Below are 13,538 nucleotides of genomic sequence, written 5' to 3'. Positions count from 1 at the left end.
TTTAACGATTTTAAAGTTTAAAATAATAGCTAATATAAAATTAATTGCAATAGTAAAACAGCAAGCAGCCCAACAATGGAAACAATCGCCTCCATGATGGACCAGGAAAATAAGGTATCCTTTATGCTAAGTCCAAAGTACTCTTTAAATAGCCAAAATCCGGCATCATTAACATGGGAAAACATCAAACTGCCGGCTCCTATCGCCAACACCATAAGGTTGGGATCCACTTTTCCCCCTGTAACAATCGGTAGCAGCACACCAGCCGCCGTTAGAGCGGCTACTGTGGCCGAGCCGACACAACCTCTGATAACAGCTGTAATTAACCAAGCCAATAGTAGCGGTGAAATCGACAGCTGCTGCAGGGTATTGGCCAATAATAGACTCACACCACTATCCTCCATCACCTGTTTAAAGATTCCCGAGCCAGCAATAATCAGTAGGATCATGGCAATATCTTTCACTGCAGATTCATAGATTTTCATCACATTGGCCATCGATCGCCCCAATTTCAATCCTAATAAATAGGTTGCTACACTGACCGCAATAACCATAACAACGGTGGGGTTGCCGATAAACTTAACTCCCTGCTGCAGCGCTATATTGCTTGTATGATAGCAATAAGGAAGCAATGTAAATAAGACAATGAGCAATACCGGCAGCAAGGCTACAACCAAACTCACGGCCACTGTGGGGCGCAGATACTGCGCTGATTTCGAGTGATCTTTCTCGCGGAAAATTGATTCCTGACTTGCCCGTATATTTTTGAGGCTTCTTCCAAAAATTGGCCCACCCAAAATAATAGCGGGTATGGCGATCAAAAGACCATAGATAAGTGTCAGTCCCATATCAGCGTGAAACAGGGCAACTAATGCAACCGGGGAAGGATGCGGCGGAATAAAGCCATGTGTCACAGACAGGGCTGCCAGCATCGGTAATCCAATATATACTGTCGGCAACTTATAGCGGTAGGAAATCGAAAATATCAAGGGGACTAATAAGACAAATCCGATTCCATAAAATAGCGGTATTCCAACGATAAAACCCGTCAACATAAGCCCCCACTGTAGGTATCGCTCTCCCATCAGGCGGACCATTTGCTCAGCAATTATCTCAGCGGCCCCACTTTCAGCAACAATTTTCCCCAACATTGCGCCCAAAACAATGATTAAAGTTAGGCTTCCCATGACGCCTGCAACACCTTTTTCAACTGTACCCACCAACTGTGCCGGTGGAATACCCAAACAAAGTCCGCTGAGTAAGGAAACAACTAAAAAAGCGAGAAAGGCATTGATCTTAAAATAAGTTATGCAAAGGATAAGCAAACAAATGCTGATTACAATGAGGAGTATAGTCATTATATCACTATTAGGTTTTCCCTCAATTTGAGAGCTTGTATAAAATTTGGTCTATTAAATCATTTTTTCATCCTGAAAGTAAGGTAATTTTTCATTTTTTGCAAGAAAAATGAAAAATTAATGAAAATAAAAAAGGTATGGCTTACACCATACCTTTCTGTTTCCTTGACCTATCTCTTTTTGCTTTCATGACCTATCGTCAAAAAAAACCAGCAATAGGCCCTTGTTGAAAATTTATTTTTTAGGGATCTCTTTGAGAATTTCGAGCACAAAACTCCAAAACTTCTGCACCGAAGAAATGGAGACACGCTCTGCAGGCGAGTGTGCACCCAAGATTGTAGGTCCAAAAGAAATCATATCCATTTCGGGATAGTTTGTTCCCAGGATACCGCACTCAAGTCCGGCATGGCAAGCGACGACTTCTGGAGCTTCACCATGTTGTCTTGTATAAATTGATTTGAGCACTTCTAAAATTTCAGAATTCGGATTAGGTGCCCATCCTGGATAATTGCCCGAAAAATTGACAGTAAAACCACCTAGTTCAAATGCGGCTTTTAAAGAATGGGCTAAATCAAATTTAGACGTTTCAACAGAAGATCTGGTTAGACATTTGATGGAAACCTTTTCCCCGCCTACTTCTACTTTAGCAATATTATTGGAGGTTTCTACCAAGTCTTCAAAATCGGCGCTCACACGATACACACCATTTAAGGCCGCATAAACACTGTTGATCAGGTTTTCCTGCACGTTTACTGGAACTACTGTTGCATAAGCAGCATCAGTTTGCTTTACGACAATTTCCATAGCTGGTTCTTTCGTTGCAAACTCCAATTTAATATCCTGAGCCAATTGTGTCAAATTCTGAACAAAGTCAGTTGCTTTATCCTTCGCGATAACCACCTTTGCAACACTTTCTCTCGGAATGGCATTGCGTAGACTTCCGCCCAACAAAGAGGCAATACGCAATCCATAATGTGCATTGGCGCCAAAGAGCAAACGGTTCATCACTTTATTGGCATTGGCAAAACCTTTATGAATGTCCATACCAGAATGCCCGCCATGTAGTCCTTTTACGGTAATTTCAAAAGATAACGTATCAAAAGGACAAGGCTCTGCAACGTAGGACTGCGTTGCCGTTACATCAATGCCCCCAGCACAACCAATATCAATTTCAGTATCATTCTCTGTATCAAGATTCAACAGGATTTCACCCGAAAGCACACCGCCTTTTAAACCTAAAGCTCCCGTCATGCCTGTCTCTTCATCAATGGTAAACAAGGCTTCGATAGCAGGGTGTTCAATAATGGATGATTCCAAAATCGACATGATTGTCGCAACACCAAGACCATTATCTGCCCCCAAGGTGGTGCCCTCAGCTTTCACCCAATCCCCATCAACATACATCTTAATACCTTCATTATCGAAGTCAAAAACAGTATCGTTATTTTTTTGGTGCACCATATCCAAATGCGACTGCAATACAATCGTTTTACGGTCCTCCATTCCCGGAGTAGCGGATTTTTTGATGAGCACGTTGCCAATCTCATCAACGCTTGTTTCTAAACCCAAGGATTTACCAAAGTCTACCATAAAGGCGATCACGCGCTCTTCTTTTTTAGAAGCTCTCGGGACCGCATTCAATGCAGAGAAATTTTTCCAAATTGCTTTTGGTTCTAAACTATTTTCAATCATATCTAAAATTTTTCCTTGGTCAAAGTTACTCCATTTTTATTAGAAATTCGGTGATTATTGGTTTAGAATAAAAACAAAAGCCAATCGCTGTTCGTTCTAATAAAGGGTATAAACATGAACAAATTAATATGCATAGACCAGTACAAGTTGAACGAAAGGATATTTATTTTAAACCTGATAAAAAGAGAGTGCTAGCACGTTTTTTTTCGTTGGGAGATGATCGCACGATAAAAGTTATTAAACGCATTTTATCCCTTAACGAGGCGCAACGAAAAGAAGTTTTTGGACAGGTCTTACGAAGTTATACGAAAAGACATCGCAGCATTGTCCATATCTTTGAACGGAACTTTGACCGGGTTAGCCACCTATTGGAGAAGATTCCATTTTCAAAAGATAAGCTAAGTCATATCGACAAGCTGCTGATCGGCTCTTATTTCACGATGGAATATTCCATAGAATCGGCGGCATTGTTTAATCCTTCCATTATCGAACATCCGGATCAAACAGAATTATTTCGAGGTGAAAAACGTGTTATTTTGAGTTTCAGGGCTACAGGAGAAGGCCATGTCTCTTCGATCGTTTTTCGGTCCGGCACATTGGATGTCGACAACAATATACATATCGATTACGTCGGCAGTTTATTGGACAAACCTATGCAAGTCAAAAATCACCGTTATCACAAGGAGTCATTCTTAAAGAAGATGAATGAGCTACATGCCGAGCCAACGGAAGTCAAGTCCAAATTGGAGGAAAAACTAACGGAAACATTTACTTACGAAGAACTCAAACGGTACATCGATGAAGTTCGAAAGGATAGTGACGAAAATCTAGAGAATGTCACCTTTCTGCAACAGGCGCTCTGGCTCGCTTCCTCGCATTATGAAATGACCTTCTCCCTGGATACTTCCATTTCAGAACGCGTGATATTTCCAATTGCCGATACCGAAAAAAGGGGGATTGAAGATGCGCGTTTTGTTCAGTTCAAAAACGAAAAAGGGGAAAATACCTACTATGCAACTTACACTGCGTACGATGGATTCAGCATCCTCCCGAAATTACTCACCACAAAAGATTTTTACCACTTCAAAGTGAAACCTATTTATGGTGAAATTGCCAATAAGGGGGCGGCACTATTTCCACGTAAAATAAATGGACGTTATGCCATGCTCTGCCGGATTGATGGTGAGAACAACTACATCGCCTACTCCAATAATATCAATATATGGCAGGAAACGGCAATCCGGATTCAGCAGCCAGAATATCCGTATGAATTTGTTCAGATTGGCAATTGCGGTTCGCCGATAGAAACACAATACGGCTGGCTGATTTTAACCCATGCCGTTGGACCAATGCGTGAATATGTCCTAGGTGCAGCGCTTTTGGACTTGGACAACCCGCATGTCGAAATTGGACGTCTACACAGCCCACTGATGACACCCAATGACGAAGAGCGAGAAGGCTATGTACCAAATGTCATTTATTCCTGCGGAGCCATTGTACACAACGAACACCTGATTTTACCTTATGCGATGTCCGATTATGCATCAACTTATGCAACCATCAAGCTCGAAGATTTGTTGCTCGCTATCTTGAATCCTGATCGTTATCAATAAAAGCACGATAAACTACGATATAAGCCAAATAGAAACAAAGGGTGCTCTCCGCCCCTTGGTTTCTATTGATGCCATAGGACTCGAGCCCATCACAGCAACCTTTGGTTTCCTCGTCATACAAAGCGAGCCGAAGGTCATTCTCGCCCAAAAACCAGCGAAAGGAAGCAATCATACGGGTAAAATAGACCTTTTTATTCGTGAGTCGAAAAGCTTCACGATACATAAATACCATTGCCGTGACATCAAGTGGCTGCTGACCAAACTTGCTGATATGCTTTCCTTGCTTGGCCCATTCTTGGTTTCCGACCAATGAGAGCGCACCGTTTTGGACAGTGATACTTTCGAGAAACTTTAAAGTCGATAGTCCCAACTGTTTTATTGCTTCATCGTTCAAAAAAGGATAAGCCATCAATAAGGCATAAGGTAAAATTGCGTTATCATAACTCAGTACCCCTTCAAACCATTGCCAATGTTCATCTGAACTTGCCTCGTATTCCTTTACCAGTTTGCCGATAAGTGTCCGCATCAACTCTATCATCAGCTCGTCATTGGATTGATGATGCAAATATTCCGCAATACCCAATACAGTGTATGCAATCGCCCGGTTGGAACGCAACTTGCCAAAATTTGGAACAGCACGATAGAAAAGCTCATGTCCCAATTGATAATAACTTGTTAGTTTTGTTTCCCGAAGAAGCAGTCCCAATGCCCATATCGTCCGTCCAAAGGAATCTTCCGAACCGACTTCATCGAGGAAACTATGTTGGAAATTCATAAAATTGTGAAAAAGGCCGTCTTCGCGCTGATGATAATAGATATAGCTCAGGTAGGTCGAAATACGACGGTCGAGCCTTTTGTCGGCAAAATCTTGCTGCGCCAATAAAGTAACTAAAAGCGCTCTTGCATTATCGTCAAGACAATAGCCCTCTTTGTAGTTCGGGAGAGAATAGGTTGCATGCTGTACGATACCGACCTGATTGGTCAGTCTGTCGATATGCTTCCAGCTGAATTTAGGCATTTCCTCTTTGCTAAATCCGACATTTTCTTTGAGGCTATCGTAGGTAGGAATAATTTTATTTAAAATTCGCGTGTACCGGAGGCCTATATTTTTCCAGGTCATCTCTTTCCCAAATGCGCTGGCATTGTCCCGCAATGTTGTTCGATAGTCCAAATTTGAAAACAAATTTTTGAGCACCTCGGCCATCTTGCTGGAATTTTTAAATTCTACGAGTACACCCCTTCCATCAGCTAGCAATTCCTTGGCATGCCAATAAGGAGTGGAAACCACCGCAGCTCCGGCACCGATGGCGTAAGATAATGTTCCACTTGTGATCTGTGCCTCATTAACATAAGGTGTAACATAAACGTCGCAGGCGCTTAGATAATCCACAAGATCGGCCTGGCTCACAAAGGAATTCACAAATTGTACGTGTTCCTGCAACTGATAAGCTTCGACTAGACTGCCCAGGTATTCCCGGTACTCCTCCCCGGAATGCGCCAATACATTAGGATGCGTTTTACCAATAACGAGGTACAACAGGTCCGGTTCATCCTTGACGACCTCGGGGAGAGCTTCGATCACCATTTCAATTCCCTTGTTTCGCCCCAAAAAACCGAAAGTCAATAAAACTTTCTTTCCAGAAAGACCCTTCTTTAGTTTTGCAAGCTCATGATCCAAAGTAAACTCTGGAACCCCGTGCTGAATCAATCTCACTTTAGAGGTATTTACCCGATAAATCGATTTGAGTAAAGTGATTGCATAATTGCTCATAACGATCACAATGGATGCTCGCTTAACAATTTCAATAAGAATAGCCTTTTCATCAACATTGGGTTTCTCAAGAATGGTGTGAAAATTTACCAGCAAGGGAATATGTAACGCGTTAATCAAGGACAATATATATGTTCCACTGTTTCCGCCAAATATGCCATATTCGTGCTCCAGTATTACACAATCGTAGCCGTTTTCATTAATATAATTTGCGGCTTCAATATAGGACAATTGATCATGTTGGTCTATTTTAAACACGACCTCACTGGGATAAACATAGTCCCGATCCGCGACCGCAAACACATGTTGTGTCAGCTCCTGATTATGCAGTGCTACAGCATGCAACAAATCTGATGTAAAAGTGGCAATTCCACATTCTTTGGGCAAGTAGGTACTTATATAAGCAATCTTCATTGAAATAATAATTTTGAATATAGCCCGGACAAAGGCAATAGCATCGTGTGCTCCACTATCTAAATGCTTCTCGACCCCAAATTGTTTGTCACAACTGTATGATTTAAATCGGAAGAGGGTTTAATGATACCTTGTACAAATCCGTACGGTGCTATAAAACTTGGTGTGGCAAGGCTGTCCAGTTGATGGAAACAGAGTAATTTGATGGAAACAGGCTATGCTTTGGTTATGCTTAGCAAAAAACAAGGGTTTCACTGATTCTGCGAAATAAGAGAACCTAAAACCTAACGTCTTAACGCGTAGATTGCTATTGTATTTAAACATCAATTTATCTAAGTTTGTTGCAGAAAAATGGCCATTGAATGAAATCAGCAAAGGAAAAAATGATTGCCGGCCTTCCTTACATCGATTCGGAGGGGCAATTATTTAAGGAAAGACAATACGCAAAAGAAGAACTGAAGCGATTTAACGATTCAGAGCCTAAACAACTGAAATTCAGAAAACAGATTATTCAAAAGCTGTTTAAAGCGACGGGAACTCGATTCTTTCTCGAACCTCCTTTTCGTTGCGATTATGGATATAATATTACGATCGGTGAGAACTTTTACAGCAATTATAACTGTACGATTTTAGACGGCGCACCGGTTACCATAGGTGAGAATGTATTATTTGGGCCTAATGTAAGCCTCTTCACAGCGGGTCATCCGCTCCATTTTGAAGCAAGAAATCAAGGTTGGGAATTTGCTTTGCCGATCGTTATCGAAGATAATGTATGGATCGGTGGACATGTTGTCGTCAACCCCGGTGTGCGAATCGGAAAAAATTCGGTCATTGGTTCTGGATCGGTCGTCACAAAAGATATACCAGCGGATGTCATAGCTGCAGGTAATCCCTGCCGGGTCATACGTAACATCACCGAAGCGGATCGGATCACCTACACTGAAAATCTGTAGGGATAACACAGGTCACAAGGGATAACATAGGTCACATTTATGGGGAAAAGGATCTATCTTCCCGCTTACACTAAATTCCCACTTACAATTAATCTATAGGATCATCTGTTATAGATAATGAATAGGTGACGGTATCTTCATGCTGTTTTAGAAGAACAAATCCATTACTTGTCCAAAAATGTTGCTGATCGCCGGTCACATTTGCAAGAAGATATTTACCAGCAAACGTATGGATAAATAGTCGCGCATGCTTCAATAATGCTGTACCTACACCTTTCAGCCTTACATGTGGAGCAACAGCGAGGAAATGGATTGTATAAGTATCACCTAAACTAATCAGGCTCAGCACGCCTACCACGTCGTTTCCATCGTAGGCCGCAAAATGCGTCGCTTCAAAATCGCCATCCAACATCACTTCAGCCAGCTTACCTTCGGGAGAGAAAACCTCTTTTCGAAGTTTCCAGGTCCGGGCAGCAAAGACTTGTTCAATGTACCAATCCATCATAATCCTTTTCTAATTCGAGAAATGCATTGGAAAGATGACTAATGGTATCCGACGGTAACAGGGAATAGGTACCGATGGTCTTTACGGCAATATCTGCCGCGCCCCCATGGATATATACCCCCATAATTAAAGCCTCTTTGGAAGAATAGCCCTGTCCAAGCAAGGAGGTAATTATCCCCGTCAGGATATCGCCACTGCCTCCTGTTGCCATCCCAACATTGCCTGTACTATTGAAGTACACCATTCCATCGGGCATAACCATAGCACTATTAGCTCCTTTTATTAACACGTAAAACTGATGTTTACGCGCAAAAACTTTCACTTTCTCCATCTTTTCGAAATCATCTTGCCAAGCACCCAATATCCGGCTAAGTTCTTTGGGATGGGGAGTCAATATACTGTGCGCCGGAACGAAAGCCCAAAGATTCGGTTCGCGGGCAAGAATATTCAAGGCATCAGCATCTAATACCAAAGGAGTATCATTAACACGGGTTATAAATACCTTTAGCGCATCAATTGTCTGCGGCGCTGTTCCCATGCCGATTCCGATACCCACAGACTGGTAGCCATCGATTGCCGGGAATTGGCTAATAAAATCCTGCTCAGGATCTGTTATCACCATCGCTTCGGACACAGCGGTCTGTAAGATGGTATTGCCACCGTCAGGCACATAAGCGGAAGCTAAACCGCAGCCCGCTCGGAGAGCCGCTTTTAACGCAAGCTGAACAGCCCCCATTTTACCTTTACTTCCGCCAATAATCAGGGTATGACCAAATGTTCCCTTATGATCAAATTTCCTTCGTTGCCGATAAAAGGACCTGACAAGCGGCTCGTCGACATAAAAAAGATTGGTTTCTGCCGCTTCAATTGCTCGTTGGCTAAGATCGATATCCAATACCTTGAAGTCTTTTACATACCATTGGTTTTCGGGCAGCAGCAAGGCCAGCTTTGGAAACTGAAAGGTATAAACCAAATCTGCCTTTACAATTGGAACATCTGCAGCAGTCTTTCTATCTGCCAGTAGTCCAGAAGGCATATCGACGGAATAGATTCTTGCACCACATCCATTTATACTGGAAATTATACCGCTCCAATCAGTTGTCAATACACGCTTTAATCCATAACCAAACAAGCAGTCCAGTACGATTGCATCGGAAGGGATAGCAACCTGGTCTTGCGCAGCAACTTTTTGAATGATATGATTGGGTAAACGCTTCTGATTGGCAAGATTATCAGCGGAGTAATCCTCCACATCGATTAAATAGACCTTGACTTGGGCCTGTTGTTGGTCCAACAGACGGGCCAGCACCAAGCCATCGCCGCCGTTGTTTCCTTTACCGCAGAAGATGAAAAAGGTACTGTACTCCAATCGGGGATGACGCTTTTTAATTTCCTCAAAAACAACTGTTGCAGCTCGTTCCATCAGGTCTATACCGCTAATTTTTTGATCCTTTAGGGTTTCACTATCAATTTTGTTTATCTGCTGAGCGGAAAGTATCTTCATGTGGCTGCTATTTTTATTGAAAGTACCTATTCTCAAGGTCAATTAAAAATTTCGGTATCATTTTTTGGCGAGCTAGCGATAGTGATCCTCGTGTAGGATCCCACAGAGGAACCACATTGGATCGCTATCGTTTAGCTCATGCACGTACCTGCTTTTTATTCACTTGTTGTTACCAGCTTCTTATTCATTTGCTATTACCTGCTTCTTATTCACTTGTTATTACCTGCTTTACTCCCCCTGTCCGTTTCAAAGTACCCCAAGTATTTAATTCACCTTTAATCGCTTTTCTGACAGACTTGAATAAAACGAAGTACATCAGTTGACGCCAGAAAAAACGCTGCGGAAACAAATAAATTAAATTGCTAAGCTTCTCGCCTTCCATTTTAAAGGCAATACCTGCAAAGAACATATCCACGAGTACAAAAAGGAAGTAATAAAACATCACTTGACCGAAACCGTTATGCAGTGAAAATAATCCTGCAATTCCTGTCCAGCTGATACCATTTACCTCGCTTAAGGAGAAAAGACCACTCACGAGAGAGAATAACATAAAAATATCGGCCAACGGAGCAAATAAAGGCAGTATAATCTGAAAAATCAGAATATTAGGCATTCCGACCATACCAAAATAGCCATATTTGGGATTCAACAGGGTCTGTTTATTTTTCCAAAAACTTTGCAACACACCAAAACTCCAACGGAAACGTTGCTTGAAGAGCATTTTGACCGTATCTGGTGCTTCCGTATAAGCGATTGCTTCAGATGAATTTCGCACGGTATAACCCGCTCTTAATATACGCATGGTTAAATCACAATCTTCCGCTAAGGTATCCGTAGTAAATCCACCCACTTCCAAAATAACAGCTCTACGGAAGGCCCCAATTGCTCCTGGTACGACCGATATCATATTGAGCAAATCGAACGCTCTCCGATCCATATTCTGTGAGGTGATATATTCGATCGATTGCCAATGTGTTAATATATTATGCACATTTCCCACTTTAACACTACCCGCAACAGCGGCGACCTGAGGTTTATTGAAATATTTCATCAACTGTTTTAACGCATCTGTTTTCAGTTGTGTATCGGCATCGATACAAAGCACAAACTGTGCTTCGGATTGTTGGATACCATAGTTAAGCGCAGACGCTTTCCCCCCATTTGGTTTTGTAAATAACCTTACTTTAGGATGATCGCCATACACCTTACTGACAATCTCAAAAGTCTTGTCTTTTGATCCATCATCAACAAAAATCAATTCATAGTTGGGGTAATCCAAATTCAACAGGCTTTTTATCGTTGCCAAAACTGTTATTTCCTCATTATAGGCAGGAATGATCACACTTACCTTTTCACGAGGCTCCACAACCAATTGAGATCGCTCTTTTTTACTTTTTTGTTTTTGTCGGATTGCCAGATAAGCAATCATTGCTGTTCTAAAAATTGCCAATACAATTGCAATGGAAAAAACCAAGTTAAGGAAGATGTTACCGTAAAACAATGTTCCTAAGAACAAGCGGTTGGAAGATCCACTAAATCCCGAATCGGAAGCATTTTCTACAGGAGGCATCAGTTCATCACGTTTTTTCCCCATTAAATCTCCAATCGTCGCAAATTTATAACCATGAGATTTAAAATAATGAATAATACGCGGCAAGGCGGCTATAGTCGCTTCTCGATTGCCTCCGGCATCATGTAATAGAATAATGTTTCCATTATCGCGTTGTTTTATGACTTCATTATAGATTTCATCTGCAGTACGACCAGGTAACCAGTCGTTGGGATCAATATACTCGCCGATATTGATGTAGTTCTCTTTCCGGCTCTGAGCAACAGGCAGAATTTCAGCAACAGTCTGTGGCTCGGCATCAGCATTAAAAGGAGCCCGGAAAAGAATTGTACTATGACCGGTTATGCATTCGATGATCTTTCGGGTGGCATTCAGTTCAAACTTAACGCGATTCGGCCCTATTGTAGACATATCAGGATGAAAAAAGGTATGGTTACCGAGTTCATGTCCTTCTTGATATTCTCTCCGAACCAGATCCATATTTTTCTCAGCCATAACACCAACAAGAAAGAAAGCTCCGGGAACATGTTCCTTTTTTAAGATATCCAATACTTGTGGTGTATACGTAGGATCGGGACCGTCGTCAAAGGTCAGGACCACAGTATTATCTTTTTCTCCAAAGCGTTTGATTACATAATTACTTGGCGTCTTTACATACTCCTGATTCTGAACCATAAGCGTTGATGGGTCGTAAGTGAATTTCACCTCTCCCGGAGCGGGACTATTGACCAAGTCCAAAATTTCCCCATCCCCAATATATTGAATACCACCGACATTGATCTGGCTTATCTTTCTAAAGTCAAAAGGTTCTTTTTGCAGATTTTCTCGGTCCAATGATCTCGAAATAAATGACCATAAACGGGAGTCTTCACTTCCTAAACGCCAAAGTGCAATACCAGCTAGCCCCCAGTCATCTGCTTTGCGGATAAGATTAAAATAGGTTGCAGCGTCTGTAAAATACACATCATGATGCATCCCTGCCCCATCTTTATAGCTAAAGTTGAGATTTGCAGATTCGGGATCAAAAGTAATCTTAGCATTGTAATTATGCGCCAAAATAACAGCATTATCATAAGTCAATGTCTTGCCGACACTGCCTTTTGGCCAATCATATCCATAACAGGCCAAAGCCAGAATCACCTTGTCTGCATCGATCTTATTGCAAAGTTCATCGAGATTTTTTTCGACCCATGCCTGATGTGAAATGGCGCCGGCATTACTTTCAATGGAATGTTGATCATAAGCCATCAAAATAATATAGTCGTTGTATTTTTGTAAGGCAATGGGATCGTAATCATCATTTTCAGGTGAGATATCCTGTGTGACAAGTAGGCCCTCCGTATGAAATACAGTATAGATATGCGCCATAAAATCGTTTAATGGCTTGTGATCATCCAACTGTAAATTCTCAAAGTCAATATTTATACCGGCAAAGCCATTGCGCTTCACTTTAAGAAGGATGTCGTCTATAAAACGCTGTTGTTTATCCGGATTAAGTAAAATAGCCTTTACAGTCTGCCCGTCAAAATCATTACCACTGAAATTGGAAATCTGTGCAATAGCTTTGCGCTTATATTGATGAATGACCTTAAGTGCAGCAGTATCTGCTTTATCCACTACTGTATCTTGATTAGGCACAGTAAAAAAGGATTCCATAGCAACCATATCCAAATGACCAATATTGCGGCGTAGATCCGATAAAGACTGCTCTCGGACTTCATTAGACCAAGAACTGACATAAAACCCCATATTGATTCTATCTTTGGTACCAATATGTTTCAAATGCTTCAGCTCGCGGTCACGTTTAATCTTCTCTAATTCGGATTTTACAATGGTAAACTCCTTAAATTGTTTGGATTTTTTTAATCTGGCGGTGGACTTTTCAGTCAATGCTGTGTTGGTATTAATTGTTGGAAAAGGAGGAATCTGAATCTTTCCCAATGTATAAACCACACAGATAACACCAATGATCAAACTGATCACCAATGCTCTGCTCATCCATGAAAAAGCGTACCAGCGCTTTTTGCTTGACGTCTGAAAAATCTGTTTTCCTGACATAATCGTATTCTTATTAACTTCGGCTAAGCTACATCAGAAAATGATCCAAAAAGTGGATGAATAGCTTAAAAATTCCTTAATTTTTTCAGACGATTCACAC

8 protein-coding genes are annotated in these 13,538 nt (G+C 41.5%); 2 read left to right on the top strand and 6 right to left on the bottom strand.

The window, feature by feature from the left end; genetic code table 11:
- Window positions 1–29: 29 nt before the first annotated feature.
- Together OK025_RS17325 and OK025_RS17320 are read right to left on the bottom strand one after the other, a co-directional pair.
- Window positions 30–1,358 (bottom strand): gluconate:H+ symporter, encoded by a 1,329-nt coding sequence (locus OK025_RS17325; RefSeq protein WP_317665652.1) that lies wholly within the window; start codon window positions 1,356–1,358, stop codon window positions 30–32.
- 234 nt (window positions 1,359–1,592) lie between these two features.
- Complete coding sequence (locus OK025_RS17320; protein ID WP_317665650.1) at window positions 1,593–3,050, bottom strand: aminoacyl-histidine dipeptidase; 1,458 nt, start codon at window positions 3,048–3,050, stop codon at window positions 1,593–1,595.
- Between the two features lie 128 nt (window positions 3,051–3,178).
- Here OK025_RS17320 and OK025_RS17315 point away from each other — a divergent pair, with 128 nt between their 5' ends.
- Window positions 3,179–4,663 (top strand): glycoside hydrolase family 130 protein, encoded by a 1,485-nt coding sequence (locus OK025_RS17315; RefSeq protein ID WP_317665648.1) that lies wholly within the window; start codon window positions 3,179–3,181, stop codon window positions 4,661–4,663.
- Here the strand turns inward: OK025_RS17315 and OK025_RS17310 are convergent.
- Entirely contained in the window at window positions 4,635–6,848 is a 2,214-nt protein-coding gene (locus OK025_RS17310) for a glycosyltransferase family 4 protein (protein WP_317665646.1), read from the bottom strand. The genes OK025_RS17315 and OK025_RS17310 overlap by 29 nt on opposite strands.
- 362 nt (window positions 6,849–7,210) lie before the next feature.
- Between OK025_RS17310 and OK025_RS17305 the strand changes: the two genes are divergently transcribed.
- Window positions 7,211–7,801, top strand: a complete 591-nt coding sequence (locus OK025_RS17305; RefSeq protein ID WP_317665644.1) for a sugar O-acetyltransferase — start codon at window positions 7,211–7,213, stop codon at window positions 7,799–7,801.
- A gap of 88 nt (window positions 7,802–7,889) precedes the next feature.
- Here OK025_RS17305 and OK025_RS17300 read toward each other — a convergent pair whose 3' ends face one another.
- The 3 genes from OK025_RS17300 to OK025_RS17290 form a co-directional block, all read right to left on the bottom strand.
- Window positions 7,890–8,306 carry a GNAT family N-acetyltransferase gene (locus OK025_RS17300; protein WP_317665642.1) on the bottom strand — a complete coding sequence of 139 codons (417 nt, stop codon included), beginning with the start codon at window positions 8,304–8,306 and terminating at the stop codon, window positions 7,890–7,892.
- Window positions 8,287–9,810: an NAD(P)H-hydrate dehydratase gene (locus tag OK025_RS17295; RefSeq protein WP_317665640.1), complete on the bottom strand. Its 1,524-nt coding sequence runs from the start codon at window positions 9,808–9,810 to the stop codon at window positions 8,287–8,289. The genes OK025_RS17300 and OK025_RS17295 overlap by 20 nt, the downstream gene beginning before the upstream one ends.
- 205 nt (window positions 9,811–10,015) lie before the next feature.
- The gene (locus tag OK025_RS17290) at window positions 10,016–13,438 is read right to left on the bottom strand and encodes a glycosyltransferase (protein WP_317665638.1); all 3,423 of its coding nucleotides are present in this window, start codon (window positions 13,436–13,438) and stop codon (window positions 10,016–10,018) included.
- Window positions 13,439–13,538 lie beyond the last annotated feature (100 nt).

Origin of the sequence: Sphingobacterium sp. UGAL515B_05 (assembly GCF_033097525.1) — a bacterium.
Classification (GTDB): Bacteria; Bacteroidota; Bacteroidia; order Sphingobacteriales; family Sphingobacteriaceae; genus Sphingobacterium.
The sequence above is the reverse complement of the archived record's forward strand: the minus strand, read 5'-3'. Positions and strand labels throughout refer to the sequence as shown.